This is a genomic window from Caballeronia sp. GAFFF1, from assembly GCF_023630705.1.
Classification (GTDB): domain Bacteria; phylum Pseudomonadota; class Gammaproteobacteria; order Burkholderiales; family Burkholderiaceae; genus Caballeronia.
Map to the genome: position 1 here is coordinate 410,277 of NZ_JALQEM010000041.1, position 20,101 is coordinate 430,377.

Here is a 20,101-nt window from a genome sequence, read left to right on the forward strand (position 1 = left end):
GGTTACTCCTTCGTGGTTTCCATACGTTGTGCGAGCGGCGCGCTGTCGGGCGTAGCATCGGGCACGTACTCGCCCGCCGAGAGCTTGCGGCGCAGGATCTTGCCGACCGGCGACTTCGGAATGTCATCGACGAACACGTAGTCGCGCGGGCGCTTGAAGTTGACGAGGTCGGACTGGCGGCACCAGGCGTCGAGCCCTTCGGCATCGACATATTCGCGGCGCTTGATGAACGCGACCACGCGCTGGCCCCAGCGCTCGTCCTTCACGCCTGCGACCGCGACTTCATCGACGGCGGGATGCAGCGAGAGCACCGACTCGATATCCACGGGCGAAATGTTTTCGCCGCCGCTGATGATCATGTCGTCCACGCGGCCGGTCACGTAGAGGTCGCCGTCAGCGTCGAAATAGCCGGTGTCGCCGGTGAAGTACCAGCCGTCGCGCAGAGACTTCGCGTTCGCGTCCGGGCGGTTCCAGTAGCCTTCGAATGCTTCGTCGCCGAGCAGGTCCGCGATGATCTGCCCTTCCTCGCCGGCGGCCGCCGTCTGCTCGGGCGAGACGGCATCGAGCTTCACCACGCGCAGCCGCGTGTTGATGCCCGCGCGCCCCGCGCTGCCCGGCTTTCGGGTCGCGTCCTGATCGATGCTGAACGTGTAGACCTCGGACGAGCCGTAGTGATTGACGAACAGTTCCGGCTGGAACGCGGCCGAGAGGCGCTTGAGCAGGCCGTCGTTCATCGGCGCGCCCGCGAAGCCGAGCTTTCTGACCGACGACGTATCCGTGCTCGCGAAACCGCTGTCGGCGAGCAGGTCGTGATAGAGCGTCGGCACGAGATAGAGGCACGTCAGCCGGTGCGTTGCGATGGAGTCGAGCGCGAGCTTCGCGTTCCAGCGGCGCACGCAGACGAACACGCCATCGACGAGCGCCATCGCAAGCAGCGAGCGCACGCCCATCGTGTGATAGAGCGGCATCACGCCGAGCGTGCGTTCGCCGCGCCGGTACAGGTTCTGCGCGACGTGCGCGAGCGCGCCCGCGCGTTCGTGGCGGTGGCGGCGCGGCACGCCCTTCGGCTTGCCGGTGGTGCCCGACGTGTAGAGGATCAGCGAGATGTCGTCGGCGGTGGCATGGGCGCTGTCGTCGATGCGCCCGGCTGTGCAGTCGCTCGCGCATTCCGGCGCGCGCTCGGCGGTCAGCGCGTCGAACGTCAGCGTGCCGCCGGATACGTCGTCCAGTCCGATGCGCGGCAGGTTCTGCGCCGACGCGCTCTGCATCACGGCATCGGCGGAAACGGGTTCGTAGACGATCGCCTTCACGCCTGCGTCCGTCACGCAGTATTCGACTTCTTCCGGCTTCGCGCGCCAGTTGAGCGGCACGATCACGATGCCCGCGAACTGCCCTGCCCAATGCAGCGTCGCCATTTCCCAGCGGTTTTGCAGCACGACGAGCAGCCGGTCGCCGCGTCGCACGCCGAGCGCGCGCAGGCCATCCGCGACATTCAGGATCACGCGATGCCACGCCGCGTACGTGAGTTGCAGGTCGCCGTCGACCAGCGCGAGCGCATTCGGACTGCGCTCGACGCTTTGAAGGAAAGTGCGCCCGAGATCAAGCATGTTCGGTCTCCTTCGAGTTTGCCTTCGCCTGACGGCGCGCGGCGACATCGAGCACGGCCGCGACGATGGGCGTATAGCCCGTGCAGCGGCAGATGTGGCCCGAAAGCATCTCGCGCACCTGTTCCTCTGTCGGGTCCGGCACGCGTTGCAGATAATCCGCGCACGACATCAGAATGCCCGCCGTGCAAAAGCCGCACTGCAACGCGTGATGCCGCTGAAACGCCTGCTGCAAGTCGCCGAGCGTCTGCTCCGGCGCGAGACCTTCGACGGTGTCGATGCGCCGTCCGTCCGCCTGCAACGCGAGCATCAGGCACGAGCGCGCGGCGATGCCGTCGACATGCACCGTGCATGCGCCGCAGACGCCGTGCTCGCAGCCGACGTGCGTGCCCGTCGCGCCGAGTTCGTGCCGGATGAAATCCGACAGCAGTTCGCGCGGCTCGCAATAGCCGCTGCGTTCGCGGCCGTTGAGCGTCAGCGTGATGCGCTGCTGCTCGCCGTGCCGCATGATGTTCTCCGCCGTGTTGCTCACTTCGCCTCCTCGATCACGCGCCATCCCAGTTGCCGGACCAGATTCCGGCGATACTTCGCGCTGATGTGCGCGTCGTCCTGCGCGTTCAGTTTCCAGCTCAGGTCGTTCAATGCGCCGCGCAGGTCGTCGCCTGTCAGACGCGGCCAGGTCTCGGCAACCGGCCGGTCCGCGACGCCGCCTACCGCGATGCGGATCGCGTCGTCGGTCACGATCGCCGCGCACGCGACCACCGCGAAATCGCCATGCCGCGCCGAGAACTCGGCGAACCCGTGACGCTCGCCGGGCTTTCTCAACGGAAAGCGCACGGCTTCCACCACTTCGTCGGGCTCGCGCGCCGTCATCAGCATTCCCTGAAAGAAGTCCTGCGCGGCGAGCGTGCGGCGCTTCTTCTTCGAGCGCAGCACGACGTCGCCGCCGAGCGCGGCCAGCACGAGCGGCAGTTCCGCGCTCGGATCGGCATGCGCGATGGAACCGCACACCGTCCCGCGATTGCGGATCTGAAAATGCGAGATGTTCGGAAACGCCATCGCGAGCAACGGCACTTCGTCGCGCAACGAGCGGCGCCACTCGACGCCGCCTTGCGTCGCCGCCGCGCTCACGACGAGATGGCCCGTTTTGTCATCGACGCGCACGGCGTCCAGCTCGGCGGTGCGCGAGATATCGACCAACACGCGCGGCTGCGCGAGCCGCATGTTGAGCACCGCCATCAGCGACTGCCCGCCCGCCAGCACGCGGGCGTCTTCGCCGTGTTGCGCGAGCGCGTCGAGCGCGTGTTGCGTCGTCATCGCGCGTAGATAATCGAACGGCGCGGGTTTCATGCGTTCCTCCTGAAACGGCCGAGGAGCCGCGCGATCCACGAGCTGCGCTGCGCCACCGGCTTGCCCGCCGCCTGCCGGCCGAGCGATTCGAACAACTGCCTGAGCACCACTTTCGCCGCGCCTTCGAGCATGCGGCCGCCGACCGCCGCGACCTTGCCGGAGACCTGCGCTTCGTAGTCGTATGCGAGGCGCGTGCCGCCGCCATGCGGCGTCAGTTCGACGAGACCGTTGCCGCGCGCGCTGCCGAGCGGCGAGATGCCCGCGCCCGCGAGACGCAGGCGGCGCGGCGCGTCGATCTCCGACAAGCCGATGCGCGCCTCGAAACGCGCCTTGATCATGCCGACGCCCACCGTCACGTCCGCGCGATACTGGTTCGGCGCGGTCTCTTCCAGCGCGTGACAGCCGGGAATGACGTTGGCGAGCGCCTTCGGGTCGAGCAGCACGGCGAACACCGCTTCGGGCGTCGCGGGCAAATCGACCGTGCCTTGCGCCGTCAATGCCTTGCCGCCGCCCGGCGTCGCGGGCTTCGCCGGTGCTGCTTCGCGGTATTCGGGGCGCGACGGCTCCGGATCGTCGATGCCGATCAGCGCCATCACCTTCTGCGGCGTGAGCGGCAGTCGAATGTCGTCGACGCCGAGCGCATCCGCCACCGCATTCGCGATGCATGGCGGCGTGCTCATGTTGTTGCCTTCGCCGAGCCCTTTCGCGCCGAGCGGCGTGAACGGCGACGGCGTTTCGAGATGCACGATCACCGGATCGGGCACTTCGCAGGTCGTCGGCATCAGATAGTCGGCGAGCGTGCCCGACTGGAAGCTGCCGTCCGCGCCGTAGCGGAACTCTTCCATCAGCGCGGCGCCGAGCCCTTGCGCGAACGCGCCGCGAATCTGGCCGTCCGCGAGCGCGGGGTTCAAAAGCGTGCCGGCGTCGTGCGCGGTCACGTATCGGTCGATGCGCACGCGCCCCGTCGCGCGGTCCACTTCGACGGCGCACATGTCGAACGCGAAGCCATACGCCGCCGATGTATTGATGCGGTCCTCTTCATCGGGCGCGTCCATGTGCGGCGGCGACCAGAACACCGTCTCGCGCAGACCCGGCTCCTCGCCTTCGGGCAGAAGCGCGGGCGCCCAGTGCGGCGCGTTGCTCGCCGCGCGCGCGAACGGCAACGCGCGGTCTTCGGCATCTTTCGGGAAAATGCGCGCACGTTCGAAGCGCACGTCGTCGGCTGCGCAGCCGAACTGCTTCGCGAGAATGCGCGAGAGCTTCTCGCGCACGCGCGTTGCGGCGAGATGCACCGTGCCGGCCACCGCGCCCGCGAAGCGGCTCGAATAGTTGCCCGCCGCGACGGACCACGCGTCCTTGTGCGTGTCGAATTCCACGTTCACGACGATGTCCTTCGGGTCCAGCCCGAGCACATCGGCGACGACTTGCGCGCACACCGTCATGTGGCCCTGGCCCGCGGGCGTCGATGCAATCGTGACGACCACGCCGCCGAGCAGATCCACGCTCACGGTCGCGCTGGCTATCGCGCCGTTCTTCGGGCCGGCCTTCTTGCGCGCGTCGGGCGGCATGACGGTCGTGATATAGCCCATGTTCGATACGGACGGCTCGACGATCGCGGCAAAGCCGATGCCATAGAGACGCCCTTCCCTGCGAGCCGCGTCGCGCCGCGCGACGAGTTCTTCGTAGCCGCCCTGCGCGTTCGAAAGCCGCAGCGCCTCCTGATAGTTGCCCGAATCGAGCAGCGCGCCCGCTGCCGCGCGATACGGGAACGCATCGGCGGGAACGAAGTTGCGGCGGTACACGTCGAGCACATCGAGCTTCAGTTCGATGGCGATGCGCTGAATCAGCCGCTCCAGCGCGAAATACACCTGCGGTCCGCCGAAGCCGCGCACGAGGCCGGTCGGCGTCTTGTTGGTCAGCACCACGCGGTTGCGCACGGCGAGGTTCGGAATCGCATACGCGCCCGTCAGACAGCCATGCATCCGGTAGAAGGTCGCGGGCTCGGGCGCGCGCACGTAGCCGCCCACGTCTTCGAGTTGATCGTATGAAAGCGCAAGAATGCGGCCGTCGCTTTCCACGGCGGCTTCGATGGTGGACAGACGCGCGGTCGCGGAGGTCGCGGCGCTCAGGTGTTCGAGCCGGTCCTCGACCCATTTCACCGGCGCGCCGGCCTTGCGCGAGGCGAGGCACATCAAGACGACATACGGAAACACCGCCTGCTTCACGCCGAAGCTGCCGCCGGAATCGCGCGGGGCCTTGTGGCGCAAGCGGTTAGCGGGAACGTTGAGCGCCATCGCCATCACGGCGTGCAGCGAGAACGGACCCATGAAATTCGAGGTGACGTCGTAGCCTTCGTCGCCCGACAGGTATTCGGCAATCACCACGCCGCATTCGATCGGCGCGCACGTATTGCGCGGATAGTGCGCGACGAGTTTCACGCGATGCGGCGCGCGCTCGAACGCGGCTTGCGGATCGCCATAGCTGAAATGCCGGTCGCTGATCACGTTTGTGCCGACGCGTTCGTGCAGCACGGGCGAATCGCCCTGCACCGCTTGTTCGATGGACGTGACCGGATCGCGCAGCGCGTACTCGACCTTGATGAGGTCCATCGCGTCTTCGGCAATGGCGCGCGATTCCGCCATCACGACTGCAACCGGCTCGCCGACATAGCGCACGCGGTCCATTGCGAGCGCCCACTGTTCCATCGGCGACTTCACGCCGACCACGAACGGCCGCGACCACGGACGCAAGTCGTCGCGCGTGAGAATGGCGCGCACGCCGTGCAGCTTCGACGCGGCTTCGGTGTCGATGGACACGATATCCGCATGCGCATGCGGCGAGCGCAGAATGGCGGCTTGCAGCGTGCCGGGCTTCACGGCGAGGTCGTCGCCGTAGCGGCCACGGCCCGTCAGGATCGCCGGGTCTTCGAAACGAGGCATCGGACGGCCGACGTGGCGCTCGGGCGCGGCGGCACCGTTCTCAGCGACGCGTGCGTTGATATCCGCGAATCCTGTGTCGCGCTGGTTCATGGCGTCACTCCTTGCTTTCGGCGCGGCTGCCGAATTCGTCGGCGAGACCGCTCCAGCGGCGCGCAATCTCGCCGTGCTCGATGCCGAACAAATCCAGAATGCGTCCGACCGTGTGATCGACCACATCGTCGATGGTCTTCGGATGCGCGTAGAACGCGGGCACGGGCGGCATCACGATGGCGCCCATTTCGGTCGCGAGCGTCATGTTGCGCAGATGCGCGAGGTTGAGCGGCGTCTCGCGCGCGACCAGCACGAGGCGGCGGCGCTCTTTGAGCATGACGTCGGCGGCGCGCGTCAGCAGGTTGTCGGCGAAGCCGTTCGCAACCGCGGCGAGCGTCTTCATCGAACACGGCGCAATCACCATGCCGTCGCTCAGAAACGAACCGCTCGCCACCGCCGCGCCGATATCGCGCACGTTGTGCACGACGTCAGCGAGCGAATCGAGGTCGGCGCGCGCGAGGCCGAGTTCCTGCGCCGCCGTGACCGCGCCCGACGCCGAGACGATCAGATGCGTCTCGTGCGTGCCGAGCCGGCGCAGCGCGGCGATGAGACGCACGCCGATCACGGCGCCGCTCGCGCCCGAGATGCCGACGACGATGCGCTTCTTTCGCTCAGCCATGATCGCGCGTGAGGTAGGCGTCGAGCGCGCTGTTGTCATTCGCGACGAGCGCGTCGAGATCAACCGTGTCTTGCCCCGGAATCCGCACGCGCGTGAAGACGTGCGCCGGATAGACGACGGGCCGTGTGGCGTCGATGCCCATCTTCGCGCTCACGCCTTGCAGATGCGCGGGCGCGTCTTCAGGAAGGCCCACGGTCGTCGAAGGATCGAGCGGCGAGCCTTGCGCGCCCGCCACCACGACGAGATCGCGGTCTGCCTGAAAGCGCGTCGCGATCGCCCATTCGATTTCGGCGGGATCGTGCACGTCCACATCCGTATCGACGACGACGACCTGCTTGATGTCGTAGTGCGCGCCGAACGCGCAGAGAATCACATTCTTCGCCTCGCCTTCGCGCTTCTTGTCGAACTGCACCCACAGGTGATAGCGGCACACGCCGCCCACGGAAAGATGCACGTCCTTAACCGAAGGATGGCTGCGTTGAAGATGCGCAAGCAGCGTGGCTTCGCGCGGAATGGCGCCGAGCAGCAGATGCTCCATCTCCGCCGGCACGATGGTATGAAAAATCGGGTCGCGCCGATGCGTGACCGCCGTCACTTCGATGACTTCGCGCGATTCCTTCGCGCTGTAGTACTTCGGGAACTCGCCGAACGGGCCTTCCGGCTCGCGCACGTTCGGCAGAATGCGCCCTTCGATGATGATCTCCGCGAACGCCGGCACATGCACGCCGTTCGTCACGCACGACACGACCGGCAGCGGCGCGCCGTGCAGCGCGCCCGCGATTTCAAGCTCGTCGTGGTCGATCGGCGTGATGGCTTGGGACGCGAGCATCGTCAGCGGATCGACGCCGATGGCGACGGCCACGTCGAGCGCATCGCCCGCTTCTTCGGCGGCGCGCTGGAACGCGTACAGATGGCGCGGCAGCAGCAGAATCGCCATGCGGTCGCGGCCATGTACCTGAATGCGGTTGATGGAGACGTTCTGCACGCCCGTGCGCGGATTGCGCGCGATTACGAGACCCGCCGTGATGTACGGGCCGTTGTCGTGCTCGCTGTGCGTGGGAATCGGCAAGAGCGCGTGCAGGTCGATGCCGTTCGTATGCACCACTTGCTGGCACGGCGCGTCTTCGCGCGCAATCACCTTCGATTCGAGCGGCGCGGCGGCCGCAGCGGAAAATCGCGCGAGCAGCCCGGCTTCTTCGACGCCCATCGCTTCGGCGATCCACGCGCGCTTCGCCATGAAGCCGCTCACGACCGGCACCGGATGGCCGCCCGGACGCGTGAAGACGGCCGCTTGCGTGCCGTCGAGCCGCTTGGCGATGGCCGCGAGTTCATGTTCGAGCGCGACGGGCTTGTCGATCGTCGCGACGCGTCCGGTCTTCGCGAGATGCGCGAGCCAGTCGCGCAGCGAGAGCGAGCCCGCGTCGGCGCCCGGTCGGGCCCATGCAAATTTGGAAATGCCGTTCGTTGCGGCATCGCGTGAGTTCATTAGTGTCTCCATCCATTGCCTGCCGTTGACTGGAAATGCCGCAGCAAGCGCATGGTTGAAGCGTAGCGAGATCACTCCATAAGTTCTAATACTGTTTTCTGATGCGCCGGATCATCGGGTCTTATATCGGTGTTAGCCCCGATGACAGCGTTCTTACAGTTACGTATCAATAGATGCCTTTCGCACGCCGTCCAGCGGGGCGCGGCTTCACGTGATGCACTCAGGCCGCGTTTGACACACAGTGATAACTCGACGCAGGCCTATTAGCGTTGCTGATGAGGATGGGATCAATGGACCTCAAGCAAATCCAGTACTTCATCGCGCTCTTCGAAGACGGCTCGGTCACGCGCGCCGCCAAACGGCTCAACATCGTGCAGCCCGCGTTGAGCATGCAGATCGCCAAGCTCGAAGACGAACTGCATCAGCAACTCTTTGAACGGGGCGCGCACGGCATGGCGCCGACTGCGGCGGGGCGGCTCATGTATCGCCTCTTTCTGCCGATCATGCGCGATCTCGCGCACGCGCGGCAGCAGCTCGTGCAGCGCGACGAAGTCGTGACCGGGCATGTGGGCATCGGGCTGATCGCGTCGGTCACGGAGAGCGTGCTCGCCGACTCGCTCTCGCGCTTTCACGCGCGTTATCCGGATGTCGAAGTGACCGTCGCCGATGGCTACAGCGCGACTTTCATCGACTGGGTGGCGGGCGGCCAACTGGATGCGGCGATCATCAACAAGCCGCGCGCGCGCCTGTCGCTCGATTCGCGCCCGCTGCTCGACGAAGAGATGGTGCTCGCAACCAGCGCCGCGCACGGGCCCGACTTGCCGCACGCCATCGAACTGGCGCAGTTGCCGGAGCTCGAACTCGTGCTGCCGACCAAGCGCCACGGTCTGCGCGGCGTGCTCGACAGCGCCGCGCAACATGAAGACGTGCTGCTCGCGCCGCGCTTCGAAATCGACGTGCTCTCCACTATTCTCAAGCTCGTCGAGCACACGCGCTTTGCGACGATTCTTCCGCGCATCGTGGTCGAACGCGCCGCGCGGCACGGCACCCTGCGCGCGTGCCCGATTCTCGCGCCACGCATCGTGCGCCATATCGTGTGCGTGAGTCATCCGCGCCGGCCGTTGAGCGCGGCAGCGGAGGCGCTGATCGCGATCATCGGCGACGAACTGCATCAAGCATCGAATACTTCGGTGTCCGATACATTACCCCAATGAAGGAACGAACACGATGAACGCATTGCACTGGATCGGCGGCGAATGGACCGGCACGCCGACGCTCGACAGCATCGACCCCGCGACGGGCGAAGCCATCGGCCAATACGCCGACGGAGGCACGCACGAAGCGGACGCCGCCATTGCCGCCGCGCGCCATGTGTTCGACCGCACGACGTGGGCGCAGGATGCGCGCTTGCGCCAGGACGTGCTGCTCGCGTGGGCCGCGGCGCTCGAACAGCAGCGCGATTCGCTTGCGACGCTGCTCACGCGCGAGAATGGCAAGGCGATTGCGCAATCGCGCGGCGAGATTGCGGGCGCCATATCGGAGGTGCGCTATTACGCGGGGCTCGCGCGGCATATCGCGGGGCACGTGCTCGAACCGGAACCGGGCACCATTTCCACGATGTTGCGCGAAGCCGCTGGCGTCGCAACGATCATCGTGCCGTGGAACGCGCCGGCCGTGCTGCTCGTGCGCTCGCTCGCGCCCGCGCTCGCCGCGGGCTGCACGGCGGTCGTGAAGCCGGCCGCGCAGACGTCGCTCGTCACGGCCGCGATGCTGCGCTGCTTCGATCACACCGCGTTGCCCAAGGGCGCTGTCAACCTCGTGAACGAACAGGCGCACGCCGCCAGTCAGCGGCTCGCGGATTCGCACGGCGTGGACGTGGTGAGCTTCACGGGATCGACCGCGACCGGCAAGAGAATCATGGCCGCCGCGGCGGACAGCATGAAGAAGCTCTCGCTCGAACTCGGCGGCAAGTCGTGCTGCCTCGTGTTCGACGATGCCGACATCGCCGCTATTGCGCCGCGTCTCGCGCGCGCCGCGACCATCATCTCCGGTCAGCAATGCACGGCCGCGCGTCGCGTGCTGGTGCATGCGTCGCGCGCGGCCGAAATGCGCGAGCATCTCGCGGGCGCGCTCGCCGCGCTGAAAGTCGGACCCGGCATCGATCCGGCGACGGATATCGGCGCGCTTATCGATGCGCCCACGCGCGATGCGGTGGACCGCACTATCGAACGCGCAAGCGACATGGCGGATCGCGTGCTGTTGCGCGGCGCACGCTCGGGCCACGCGTTTCTTTCGCCGACGCTGGTGGAGCACGGCGACCCGAAGGCGTTCTTCTGCCAGGACGAAATCTTCGGGCCGTTCGTCACGCTGGAAGTATTCGAGAGCGAGCAGGAAGCGCTCGCGAAGGCGAATGACACGGTCTTCGGTCTGTCAGCGAGCGTATGGACCCACGACGGCCCGCGCGCCTTTCGCATGGCGCGTGCGTTGCGTAACGGCACCGTCTGGATCAACGACCACAACAAGCTCTTCGCGGAAGCGGAAACCGGCGGCTACCGGCAAAGCGGCCTCGGGCGTCTGCATGGCTACGACGCGCTCGCCGACTTCACCCAGATCAAGCACATCTGCATGCCGGCGGGTGTCGCGGAAGGCATCGCTCCGTTGCGCTGACACGCTACGGCAGCGATCGTCGTTCGCGCGCCCGCGCCTTCGTCATCCATGCGACGCAGACGGCCATGAACGCCAGCAGAATCAACGACGCCCACAGGCGGCTCATCGCGAGCCCGCCCTGCGCGACCGGTTTGTCGAAGAAGTCGCCGAGCGTCGCGCCGAGCGGCCGCGTCAGCACGAACGCCGCCCAAAACAGCAGCGTGCGGGACAGCGAGGTCCAGAAGTACAGCGCCGCGACGCACGCCAGCAGTCCGCCGAACAGGAGCGCGCCGCCTTCGTAGCCGAGCGCGAGGCCGCCGCGGTCGTCACCTGCGATCCAGTCGCCGAGGGCCGTGCCGAGCGTTTGCGAGAAGAGGATCGTCACCCAGTAGAACCATTCGACGCGCGGCGTGTTCACGGTGTCCACCGACACGCTGCCTTCCACGCGATACCACACTGCAAGGCTCAACAGCAGGCATGCGGAGACGATCGCCACGCCGCCCGGATAGCCTAAGCCGAGCGAACGGTCGGCGAAGTCGGCGAGCGTAGTGCCGAGCGTCGTCGTCGCGACGATGGTGGCCCAGTACAGGAACGGGTGAAAGCCGCGCGCCTTCACCTGCGCAGTCACGAAGCCGACGAACAACAGCGCGAAGATCGCCGAGCCGATCAGATAACCCAGGTTGAGCGACATGGACACCCAATCGCCGCCCGTTTCGCCGAGTGTCGTCGCGGCAATCTTGACGATCCAGAAGAAGAGCGTGATGTGCGGAACCTTGGATTTACTTTTCATTAGGATGCCTTTCTATAGCGAGTATTGCAGCATGCCTGGAGCGCCCGGCGTTACGCCGACATGTTCGCGCAGTCCTCGCGCGCGGCGCTTTTCGTGGTGCCGTGCGAGCGGCGCACGCGCTCGGCGACGGGCCACGATGCGAGCGCCAGCCCGCCTGAGAGCACTTCGCGCATGCGCTTGACGAGCGCGAGCGACAGCGCCGCCTCCGTGCCGATGCCGGCGAGCTGGCTCGTCAGCACGATGGCGGCATCCTGCACGCCGACGCCGAGCGGCACGAAAAAGGCCACATGCCGCGCGATTTGCGCGACGGCTTCGATGGCGACGGCATCCGAAAGCGTCACGGGCACGCCCATCGCCCAGAGCGCGAAGAAATTCTCGAGCGCGCCCGCGGCCTGCCCCGCGAGTTGCCACGCGAGCGCGCCGAGCCACGCGCGCGGACGTTGCGCGAGCGCGCGCAGTGCGGCATCGAGCCGTCGCGAATGACCCGCGCGCAGCAGCGGACTGTGGCCGAGCACGCGGCGCGCGAGCGCCATTAGCACATCGAACGGCGCGCCGCGGCGCAGCCACCAGGCGCATGCGGCGAGCGCCGCAAGCGTCGCCGCGCTCGCGGCTCCAAGCGGCCACAACGCGCGATGCAACGCGACCGAATGGGCAAGCGCCGCGATGCCGAATAGCGCGAATATTGCCTGCATGCCGAGCGTGACGAGCACTTCCACGATCACCGACGCGATGACCGCCGATGAATCGCGCAGCTTCCAGCACGCGAGCCGCACGCCGACCACTTCGCCGCCCACGCTCGCCACCGGCAGCAGGCGGCTCACGCCGTCGCGTACGGTCGCGATCCACCATACGAAGCGATACGGCAGGGCGCGCGCAAGCAGAATCCACCAGCCGAGCGCATCGAGCGCGAGTGGCAACGCGCGATATGGCACGAGCAGAAGCAACGGCAGCCATGCGTGCATGATCCGCTCGCTCGCGTGGCCGATGCTCTCGCGCAGCGTGTAGACGATCACGCTTGCCAGGACGAGCGCGAGCACGCCCGGCCACGCGGTGGCGGCGGCCTTGCGTAGCGACATCACGCGCGCTCCGCGCCGAATACGTCGGAGAAGCCGCCCAGCGCGACGCCGCGCGCACGCGCCGCCGCGAGCGCCTGGCTCACGCGTGGCGACAACAGCGCGTCGAGTTCGTCGGCGTGGCGGTAGTCGCGCATCGAAGCCGTGATGGGCGTGTCGCCCGCCACGGCAGGATGACAGTAGATCTCGCCGACTCGTCCATCGTTCGCGTCGATGCCGGCGAGCGCCGCGAGCCACGCGGCTTCATCCAGGCGCCCCGTTTGCGCCATGCCGACCACGTAGTCGTTATGTGCGATGCCCGCGCGCGCCAGACGCCGGCGCGTCAGCGCCATCCACGGCTTGAGCCACAACGGCGCGTTCGCTTCCGATGGCAGGCGCATCGCGCGCATGCCGTATTCGCGACCGATCGAGAGAATCAGCGAAAGCACCACGGGATGCACATGCAGATGCTTGTGCGTGTTCACGTGGTCGAGCGCAAGGCCGGTCCTGCGGAACGCGTCGAACTGCGCGCGGATTTCCTCGGCAAGCTGACGGCGCACATGGGGAAGCAACGCATAACGCAGGCCGTCTTTCAGCGGCGCATCGCGCATCCATCCGTTCTCGTCGGTCAATGCGGGAATTCGCGACGCGCCGAGCGTCGACAGTCCATCGGCCAGTACCACATGCAGCCCCACGCGAAGCGACGGACACTGCCGCGCGCGCTCGACGGCATCGCGCGCGGCGGGCGCCGCGACCATCAGGCTCGCGCAGGCGAGGACGCCATCGCGATGCGCGCGGATCACCGCCTCGTTGACGCGCTCGTGCAGGCCGAAGTCGTCGGCGGTGACGATCAACGCTCGCATGCGCTCATGCCTCATGCGCCCGCAGGAAGCGGAAGAATTCCACGCCTTCGCGCAAGCGGCGCTTCATCATGTCCCAGCTCGTCAGCATTTCGCGCACGATCTCCCAGATCTTCGACGGGCGGAAGTAGAACCGCTTGTAGAAGCGTTCGAGCTCGTGGTAGATGTCTTCGCGGGACAGATGCGGATAGCCGATTGCCGCGAGTTGCACGCCCTCCTTGCTGACGAGATTGATGACCTTGTTCTCGGCGAGCCAGCCGTTATCCACTGCCTGCTGGTAGAGCGTCGTGCCCGGATAAGGCGCGGCGAGCGAAACCTGAATCGTGTGTGGATTGATTTCCTTCGCATACCGAATCGTCTTCTCGATTGTCTCCTTCGTTTCGCCCGGCAAGCCGAGAATGAACGTGCCGTGTACCTTGATGCCGAGCCTGCGGCAATCGTCCGCGAAGCGTCGCGCAATGTCGGTGCGCAAGCCCTTCTTGATGTTGAGCAGAATCTGGTCGTCACCGGATTCATAACCCACGAGCAAAAGGCGCAGGCCGTTATCCTTCATGATTCTCAGCGTCGAATAGGGGACGTTGGCTTTCGCGTTGCACGACCACGTCACGCCGAGCTTGCCGAGACCGCGGGCAATCTCTTCCACGCGCGGCTTGAAATCCGTGAAGGTGTCGTCGTCGAACATGATCTCCTTTACTTCCGGCATGTTGTCGCGAATCCACTTCACTTCTTCGAGTACGTTCTCGACCGAACGCACGCGATAGCGATGCCCGCCCACCGTCTGCGGCCACAGGCAGAACGTGCAGCGTGAACGGCAGCCGCGCCCCGTATAAATGGACACATACGGATAGTTCAGATAGCCGATGAAGTAGTTCTTGATGTTCAGGTCGCGTTTGTAGACGGGTGCGACGAACGGCAGCTCGTCCATGTTTTCGAGGATAGGGCGCGCTTCGTTGTGCTCGATCGAGCCGTCCTCGTTGCGCCACGAGAGCCCCTTGATCGACGCGAACGGCAGGCCCTCGGCGACTTCCTTGCAGGTGTAGTCGAATTCCTCGCGGCACACGAAATCGATCGCCTCGCTCGCGGTCAGCGAATGATGCGGATCGACCGCCACCTTCGCGCCGACCATGCCGATCAGCACCGACGGCTTGCGCGCTTTCAGATGCTCGGCGAAGAGCGCATCCGTCGGAAAGGACGGCGTGCTCGTGTGGATGATGACGAGGTCGTATTGCGCGGCAATCGCGAGCGCTTCCTCGACGGACAAGCCGTCGGCGGGCGCGTCGAGCACGCGGCTTTGCGGCACGAGCGCGGCGGGTTGGGCAAGCCATGTCGGATACCAGAACGAGCGAATCTCGCGCTTGGCCTGATAGCGCGATCCCGCGCCGCCGTCGAAGCCGTCGAAGGACGGAGCCTGAAGAAAGAGCGTCTGCTTCATGATGCGAAGTCCTGTGAATTCATGACGGGTCGTATGGGCTGTCGGACGAGCTGGTCTCGTACGCATCGCGCTTTGCGGCCGACGCATCGAGCGGCACGCGCACGCCGCGCCACATCACGCTCGAACCGAACAGCGCAGCGAACCAGGCGAGCCACATCAGCGCGTCGCGCAGTGGAATGAGCGGCAGGTCGCGCCAGAACGCGCGCCACGACCGCGCGCTGCGCGAGTGCAGCAAGAGGCGCGCGCTGATACCGAGCGACGTGCTGATATCGACGATAGCATCAGCAGTGGATTGCGCGAGGTCCGTGCCGCTCGTGTCGAAAGAGATCCCGAGAATCGCGCTCGTCAGAAGCCAGGGCGATGCAAACGTAATGCACAAGAAAGCGAAACCCAAGGGATTGATCGAACGGATGGTGCGCAGCCAGCGCGTCTCGCGCCGCCACAACGAAGACAGATCGTCTTCGATGACATCGGTCGTGACGACGACATCGGACAGCACCGTGCGCAAGCCGATGACGCGCGCGCGCTCGGCGAGCCAGAAATCGTCGGCAAGGCAGTCGCGCAAGGCTTCGAGGCCGCCTATCTTCCGAAGCGTCTCGCGTGTCAGCGCGAGCGTCGCGCCGAAGCCGAAGCGTCCGTAGCCGAGCGCGTTGGCGACATACACGGACGGCGCGAACCATTCGTCGATAAAGAGGCCGCCGAGTCTCGCCCAGATGCCTCCGACGCAGCGCGCCCGATAGAGGCAGGTCACGACGCCCACGCCAGGATCGGCGAGCGGCACGGTCACGCGCATCAGGTAGTCCGGTTCCACAGCGATATCGCTGTCCGCGATCACGATCACATCATGCTTCGCGTGTCGCGACAGATTGATGAGATTCGCGACCTTGCGGTTGCTGCCATGCGCCGTTGCGTCGATGACGAGTTCGATGTCGCGCTCGGGATACGCCCGCGCGAGTCGCCGCACGACACTCGCCGCGGCATCGGACGCGCGCGCGACGCCAAAAAGAAGTTGATATGAGGGATGAGTTTGCGCGCAAAACGTTTGAAGGTTCGCGTACAGACGTGGTTCCGCGCCGCACAGCGGCTTCAGGATACTGACCGGCACGACGTGATCGGCGGTCGTGGAATCGTCGCTTCGCAAAGGCACTGCGGTGCGCCGGCCGCCATGCAGAAGCGCAGCGAGCGCCGCATGACACGTCGCCGCGCAACACAGGCCGATGATCAGCCACATCCATGCGGGAATGAGATGCGCTGTCATGCGTGTCTCGGCCGCATTGAGCGAAGTACGGATCGTCGCATGGCGGCTGTGACCATTGAATGACCGGTAGGCGTGGTTGAACTCGGCACCGCCCGAGCGGCTTCACCGGGACGCTTTTCGTCTGAGTGAAATCGGCAGGCTCCCCGGGATATAGTGCGTGGCTCAACCTTATGCAATGCTTAAGTAACAGCGGCTGCATGTGACCGATACCAGACGAACGGTTCGCATGCCTGGACGCGGCACGACGCTTGCACGCAATGCTCCCGTATGCATCCAGTGGGAGATCCGAAATGAAATCGAGACTTGCAGTGACTGCGCTCCTGATCGCACTGTCAGCCGGCGTTAATGTGGCCGGCGCGGCCGGCGCGGGTGGCGGCATGATCGGCGGCGCGGCGGGCGGCGCCGTGGGCGGAACGAGCGGTGCGGGCACGGGGACGAACGGCGTCAACGGACTGTCCGGCGCGACCGGCGCGAACACGTCGGGGCCGAGCAACGGCGCCGGCATGGCGCGCGGCGGCGGCATCGGCGGCGCGAACGACGGCACCATGAACGCTGCGCCGGGCCAGGGCGGCATGCAGCCGCCGGGTGCGACGCGCAACATGTCCTCCGGCGTGACGAGTCCGCAGAACACGCCTTCGCCCGGCGGCGGCGGATCACGCGGCGGATGGTAAGGACGCGCTTCTAAGCTTTGGGCCAGCGCGGTTCGCGCCGCGCTGGCGCAACGCATCTTCGCTTCATCGGGGTCTCAATAGAGAGCCGCCAGCGGGTAGAATAGTCTGAAGTTCTCCCGCCCGACCGGGCATCCGCAAGCCGTTGCCGACACCGATGCTTGTCCCTATTAAGCCTGCGAACGAAAACGAGCGCATCGCCGCGCTCCGCGCACTGAATATCCTCGATACCGCGCCGGAAGAGCGCTTCGACCGTTTGACGCGGCTCGCCAAGCGCCTGTTCGACGTGCCCATCGCACTGGTGAGTCTTGTCGACGAGAATCGCCAGTGGTTTAAGTCATGCACTGGCCTCAAGACGCGTCAAACGTCGCGCGATGTTTCGTTCTGCGCACATGCCATCGGCGGCAGCGACGTGTTGATCGTGCCCGATGCCCGCGCCGACGCGCGCTTCGACGACAATCCGCTCGTCATCGGCCCGCCGTTCATCCGCTTTTATGCGGGGTATCCGCTGAGCCTGCCCAATGGCGCGAAGCTCGGCACGCTGTGTCTCATCGACCAGCAGCCGCGCGCATTCGGCGAGGAAGACCGCCGGCTCTTGCGCGACCTCGGCCGCATGGCGGAACAGGAAATGGCCGCGCTGCAACTCGCGACCATCGACGAACTTACGTTGCTGTCCAACCGGCGCGGCTTCGAGATGCTCGCGCAGCATTCGCTGAATGTCTGCGAGCGGCTTTCGCGCGCCGCGACGCTGCTTTTGATCGACCTCGACGGGTTCCGCGAGATCAACGATACCTACGGGCACGCCGAAGGAGACCGCGCGTTGCAGACCTTCTCCGACGTGCTGCGCGATGTGCTCGCCGAAAGCGACGTAATCGCGCGACTGAGCGGAGACAAGTTCGCCGTGCTGCTCACCGACACGAGCGCCGAAGACACCGACGAACTGATCGAGCGGCTGCGCCACGCGCTGCGTCAGCGGGAAGCGCGCGTGCATCGCGGCTACGCGATCGGCTTCAACGCGCGGCAGACGCAGTTCGATCCGGCGCTTCATCACGGCGTGGTGGACCTGCTCGCCGAAAGCGGCTTCGACGAGTAGGCCGCAGCCTGTCAGCCGTTTTGTTTCATGCCGTTCAACTCGGACACGACATCGAACATATGCGGCACGTATTCGTCGCCGTGGCCGAGGTTGATGCCCAGCACGTAGATCTGGCGCACGGCTTCGGCCAGAATGGCGGTCGATGAGTACGAAGCCGCAAGCTGACTATACGAGCGCATGTCCTTTGCGGCATTTCGGATTGCGAACTGTTGTCCGCTGTCGTCGCCTTCGAGCAGATACGGAATGATGCGGTCGAAAGTCTTGCTATGCGCGCCGCTCAGACGGCACACCGCCGCGAACTCATGGAGGTTCAACTGCGCTTTCGCGGCCGTGCCGAACGCTTCAGCGAGAATCGCGCCGTTCGCCTGCGCAATGAAGTTGTGAATGAGCTTCGCGCGATAGCCCGATCCGTGCGCGCCCAGATGATGCACCGTCTCCCCGTACGCAGCCAGGAGCGGCCGCACGCGATCGAGCACCGCTGCATCACCGCCTACCAGCACGTTGAGCCGGCCCTCGCGCGCTTCCTTCGGCGTGCGGTTCACGGGCGCATCGAGGAACGCCGCGCCCTTCTCGCCGAATGCGCTGGCCGCTTCGGCGGCGAAGTCGGCATCGGCCGTCGTGCTGTCGATCACGATCAGACCGTCGTGCGCGCCCGCAAGCAGGCCATCTTCGCGAAACACGGCATCACGCACGTGGGGCGTGCCCGTGACGCATACGATCACCACATCGACGTTGCGCGCGAGCTCGGCGGCGCTGCCGAGTTCGGTCGCGCCCTGCGCGACCAGTTCTTCGAGCGCCTGACGGCTGCGGTGCCCGACCACCGAGAGCTTGAATCCTTTCTTCATCACCTGTGAGGCGATGGCGCTGCCCATCAGTCCCAGTCCGATCATGCCGACGCGTTCGATGCGCGCCGCAGATGCCGTTTCGTTCAGGCTCATGTTGTTCGTGTCCATTGACGTTACGCTCAGAGGGTGACAGCTTCCTGGATCGGTTGCGGCGCGCGTGCCTGCATCGGCTCTGCGTTGCGCCGGGTCCATTGCAGATAGCGCGTATCCAGTTCGTCCATGCTCTTGCAACCCAGTAGACCGATGACGCGATCCACTTCCGTCTTCAATATTTCGATGGCGCGGTCCACGCCCGCGCGACCGCCCGCCGCGAGGCCCCACGTCGTCGCGCGACCGAGGAGTACCGCATCCGCGCCGAGCGCCATCGCCTTCACGATGTCGGAGCCGCGCCGGAAGCCGCCATCGAGCATCACGGCAAGACGCCCGTTCACTTCGGCGACGACTTCGGGCAGCACTTCCAGCGCCGCCACCGATCCGTCGAGTTGCCGCCCGCCGTGATTCGAGAGCACGATGCCGTCCGCGCCCACCGACACGGCGCGCGCCGCGTCTTCCGGATGAATGAGACCCTTGATGATGAGCCGCCCCGGCCAGCGATCACGCAGCCAGCGGATATCGTTCCACGACAGCGAAGGATCGAGTTCCTTCGCGAGCGCCGAGGCCGCGCCGCGCACGCTGTCCTGCCCCGGCGGCAGCAGATCGCCGAGATTCGCGAACTTCGGCATGCCGCCGGGCCACAGCACATCCATCATCCAGCGCGGATGCGCGAGCACGTCGAGCGTATTGCGCAGATCGAGCTTCAGCGGACGCGCGTAGTTGCGCAGGTCCCATTCACGCTTGCCATAGATCGCGCTGTCGGTGGTGACGACGAGCGCCTCGACTTGCGCATGCTTCGCGCGTTCGGCCAGCTTCGCGACGAAGTCCCGCGTGCGATACATGTACACCTGCATCCACACGCGCCCGCCTGCACTGGCCACCACGCGTTCGAGCGGCACCGTCGAGGCATTGCTGAGAATGAATGGAATGCCTGCGGCGGCAGCCGCGCTTGCAAGCGCGATATCGCCTTCGCGCGAGAGCAGACCGCTGAAACCCGTCGGCCCGATCATGAACGGCGCAGCGCTGCGTCGCCCGAAGAGATCGATTCCGATGTCCCGCTTCGATACATCCACCAGTGAACGCGGCCTGAAAGCGATATCCGCGAACACCGAGCGATTGCGCAGCAGCGTGGCTTCCTCTTCCGCGCCGCCTTCCACGTACTCGAAACAGAAGTTGGGCACGCGCCGCTGCGCCATGCCGCGAAGCTCCTCGATGCTGTGCGCGCGGCGCGGATCGTTACCCGTATAAAGACGACGTTGCACTACTGCTCTCCTGC

Annotated in this window: 17 protein-coding genes; 4 read left to right on the forward strand and 13 right to left on the reverse strand. The window is 66.1% G+C overall.

Annotated features, from left to right (window positions below; all coding sequences use genetic code 11):
• Positions 1-2 precede the first annotated feature (2 nt).
• The 6 genes from NCR37_RS27190 to NCR37_RS27215 are packed head-to-tail and all read right to left on the reverse strand — an operon-like array spanning position 3 to position 8,088.
• Positions 3-1,607 carry an AMP-binding protein gene (locus NCR37_RS27190; protein WP_250475899.1) on the reverse strand — a complete coding sequence of 535 codons (1,605 nt, stop codon included), beginning with the start codon at positions 1,605-1,607 and terminating at the stop codon, positions 3-5.
• Complete coding sequence (locus NCR37_RS27195; RefSeq protein WP_250475900.1) at positions 1,600-2,136, reverse strand: (2Fe-2S)-binding protein; 537 nt, start codon at positions 2,134-2,136, stop codon at positions 1,600-1,602. The genes NCR37_RS27190 and NCR37_RS27195 overlap by 8 nt, the downstream gene beginning before the upstream one ends.
• A complete protein-coding gene (locus NCR37_RS27200; RefSeq protein ID WP_250475901.1) occupies positions 2,133-2,954 on the reverse strand; it encodes an FAD binding domain-containing protein in 822 nt (273 codons plus the stop codon). Before NCR37_RS27200 ends, NCR37_RS27195 begins: the two co-directional genes overlap by 4 nt.
• Positions 2,951-5,983 (reverse strand): xanthine dehydrogenase family protein molybdopterin-binding subunit, encoded by a 3,033-nt coding sequence (locus tag NCR37_RS27205; protein ID WP_250475902.1) that lies wholly within the window; start codon positions 5,981-5,983, stop codon positions 2,951-2,953. Before NCR37_RS27205 ends, NCR37_RS27200 begins: the two co-directional genes overlap by 4 nt.
• A 4-nt stretch (positions 5,984-5,987) precedes the next feature.
• Positions 5,988-6,602: a UbiX family flavin prenyltransferase gene (locus tag NCR37_RS27210; RefSeq protein WP_250475903.1), complete on the reverse strand. Its 615-nt coding sequence runs from the start codon at positions 6,600-6,602 to the stop codon at positions 5,988-5,990.
• Positions 6,595-8,088 (reverse strand): UbiD family decarboxylase, encoded by a 1,494-nt coding sequence (locus NCR37_RS27215; RefSeq protein ID WP_250475904.1) that lies wholly within the window; start codon positions 8,086-8,088, stop codon positions 6,595-6,597. Before NCR37_RS27215 ends, NCR37_RS27210 begins: the two co-directional genes overlap by 8 nt.
• A 290-nt stretch (positions 8,089-8,378) precedes the next feature.
• Here NCR37_RS27215 and NCR37_RS27220 point away from each other — a divergent pair, with 290 nt between their 5' ends.
• A complete protein-coding gene (locus tag NCR37_RS27220; RefSeq protein ID WP_175943578.1) occupies positions 8,379-9,302 on the forward strand; it encodes a LysR family transcriptional regulator in 924 nt (307 codons plus the stop codon).
• Between the two features lie 13 nt (positions 9,303-9,315).
• On the forward strand, positions 9,316-10,755 hold the full coding sequence (locus NCR37_RS27225; protein ID WP_250475905.1) for an aldehyde dehydrogenase family protein: 1,440 nt from the start codon (positions 9,316-9,318) through the stop codon (positions 10,753-10,755).
• Between the two features lie 4 nt (positions 10,756-10,759).
• On the opposite strand, the gene NCR37_RS27230 is transcribed toward NCR37_RS27225, so the two are convergent.
• From NCR37_RS27230 to hpnI, 5 genes are read right to left on the reverse strand one after another with little or no spacing between them, the layout of a single operon-like run.
• Positions 10,760-11,524, reverse strand: coding sequence for a COG4705 family protein (locus NCR37_RS27230; protein ID WP_250475906.1), 765 nt, complete (start codon positions 11,522-11,524; stop codon positions 10,760-10,762).
• Between the two features lie 50 nt (positions 11,525-11,574).
• A complete protein-coding gene (locus NCR37_RS27235) occupies positions 11,575-12,600 on the reverse strand; it encodes a lysylphosphatidylglycerol synthase domain-containing protein (protein WP_250475908.1) in 1,026 nt (341 codons plus the stop codon).
• Positions 12,600-13,439, reverse strand: a complete 840-nt coding sequence (gene hpnK, locus NCR37_RS27240; protein WP_250475909.1) for a hopanoid biosynthesis-associated protein HpnK — start codon at positions 13,437-13,439, stop codon at positions 12,600-12,602. The genes NCR37_RS27235 and hpnK overlap by 1 nt, the downstream gene beginning before the upstream one ends.
• Before the next feature lie 4 nt (positions 13,440-13,443).
• Positions 13,444-14,868: a hopanoid biosynthesis associated radical SAM protein HpnJ gene (hpnJ, locus tag NCR37_RS27245; protein ID WP_250475910.1), complete on the reverse strand. Its 1,425-nt coding sequence runs from the start codon at positions 14,866-14,868 to the stop codon at positions 13,444-13,446.
• A gap of 19 nt (positions 14,869-14,887) precedes the next feature.
• On the reverse strand, positions 14,888-16,126 hold the full coding sequence (hpnI, locus tag NCR37_RS27250; RefSeq protein ID WP_250475911.1) for a bacteriohopanetetrol glucosamine biosynthesis glycosyltransferase HpnI: 1,239 nt from the start codon (positions 16,124-16,126) through the stop codon (positions 14,888-14,890).
• A gap of 290 nt (positions 16,127-16,416) precedes the next feature.
• Between hpnI and NCR37_RS27255 the strand changes: the two genes are divergently transcribed.
• Together NCR37_RS27255 and NCR37_RS27260 are read left to right on the forward strand one after the other, a co-directional pair.
• Positions 16,417-16,797 carry a hypothetical protein gene (locus NCR37_RS27255; protein WP_250475912.1) on the forward strand — a complete coding sequence of 127 codons (381 nt, stop codon included), beginning with the start codon at positions 16,417-16,419 and terminating at the stop codon, positions 16,795-16,797.
• 154 nt (positions 16,798-16,951) lie between these two features.
• On the forward strand, positions 16,952-17,887 hold the full coding sequence (locus NCR37_RS27260) for a GGDEF domain-containing protein (protein ID WP_250475914.1): 936 nt from the start codon (positions 16,952-16,954) through the stop codon (positions 17,885-17,887).
• A gap of 11 nt (positions 17,888-17,898) precedes the next feature.
• Here NCR37_RS27260 and NCR37_RS27265 read toward each other — a convergent pair whose 3' ends face one another.
• Both NCR37_RS27265 and NCR37_RS27270 read right to left on the reverse strand, forming a co-directional pair.
• Positions 17,899-18,825: an NAD(P)-dependent oxidoreductase gene (locus tag NCR37_RS27265; protein ID WP_250475915.1), complete on the reverse strand. Its 927-nt coding sequence runs from the start codon at positions 18,823-18,825 to the stop codon at positions 17,899-17,901.
• Positions 18,826-18,851: 26 nt separating this feature from the next.
• Complete coding sequence (locus NCR37_RS27270; RefSeq protein ID WP_250475916.1) at positions 18,852-20,087, reverse strand: alpha-hydroxy acid oxidase; 1,236 nt, start codon at positions 20,085-20,087, stop codon at positions 18,852-18,854.
• Positions 20,088-20,101: the final 14 nt, after the last annotated feature.

Coding starts and splice junctions, on each gene's coding strand:
- NCR37_RS27190 (WP_250475899.1), bottom strand. CDS start 1,607: ATGCTTGATCTCGGGCGCACTTTCCTTCAAAGCGTCGAGCGCAGTCCG.
- NCR37_RS27200 (WP_250475901.1), bottom strand. CDS start 2,954: ATGAAACCCGCGCCGTTCGATTATCTACGCGCGATGACGACGCAACAC.
- NCR37_RS27205 (WP_250475902.1), bottom strand. CDS start 5,983: ATGAACCAGCGCGACACAGGATTCGCGGATATCAACGCACGCGTCGCT.
- NCR37_RS27210 (WP_250475903.1), bottom strand. CDS start 6,602: ATGGCTGAGCGAAAGAAGCGCATCGTCGTCGGCATCTCGGGCGCGAGC.
- NCR37_RS27215 (WP_250475904.1), bottom strand. CDS start 8,088: ATGAACTCACGCGATGCCGCAACGAACGGCATTTCCAAATTTGCATGG.
- NCR37_RS27220 (WP_175943578.1), top strand. CDS start 8,379: ATGGACCTCAAGCAAATCCAGTACTTCATCGCGCTCTTCGAAGACGGC.
- NCR37_RS27225 (WP_250475905.1), top strand. CDS start 9,316: ATGAACGCATTGCACTGGATCGGCGGCGAATGGACCGGCACGCCGACG.
- NCR37_RS27230 (WP_250475906.1), bottom strand. CDS start 11,524: ATGAAAAGTAAATCCAAGGTTCCGCACATCACGCTCTTCTTCTGGATC.
- NCR37_RS27235 (WP_250475908.1), bottom strand. CDS start 12,600: ATGTCGCTACGCAAGGCCGCCGCCACCGCGTGGCCGGGCGTGCTCGCG.
- hpnK (WP_250475909.1), bottom strand. CDS start 13,439: ATGCGAGCGTTGATCGTCACCGCCGACGACTTCGGCCTGCACGAGCGC.
- hpnJ (WP_250475910.1), bottom strand. CDS start 14,868: ATGAAGCAGACGCTCTTTCTTCAGGCTCCGTCCTTCGACGGCTTCGAC.
- hpnI (WP_250475911.1), bottom strand. CDS start 16,126: ATGACAGCGCATCTCATTCCCGCATGGATGTGGCTGATCATCGGCCTG.
- NCR37_RS27255 (WP_250475912.1), top strand. CDS start 16,417: ATGAAATCGAGACTTGCAGTGACTGCGCTCCTGATCGCACTGTCAGCC.
- NCR37_RS27260 (WP_250475914.1), top strand. CDS start 16,952: ATGCTTGTCCCTATTAAGCCTGCGAACGAAAACGAGCGCATCGCCGCG.
- NCR37_RS27265 (WP_250475915.1), bottom strand. CDS start 18,825: ATGAGCCTGAACGAAACGGCATCTGCGGCGCGCATCGAACGCGTCGGC.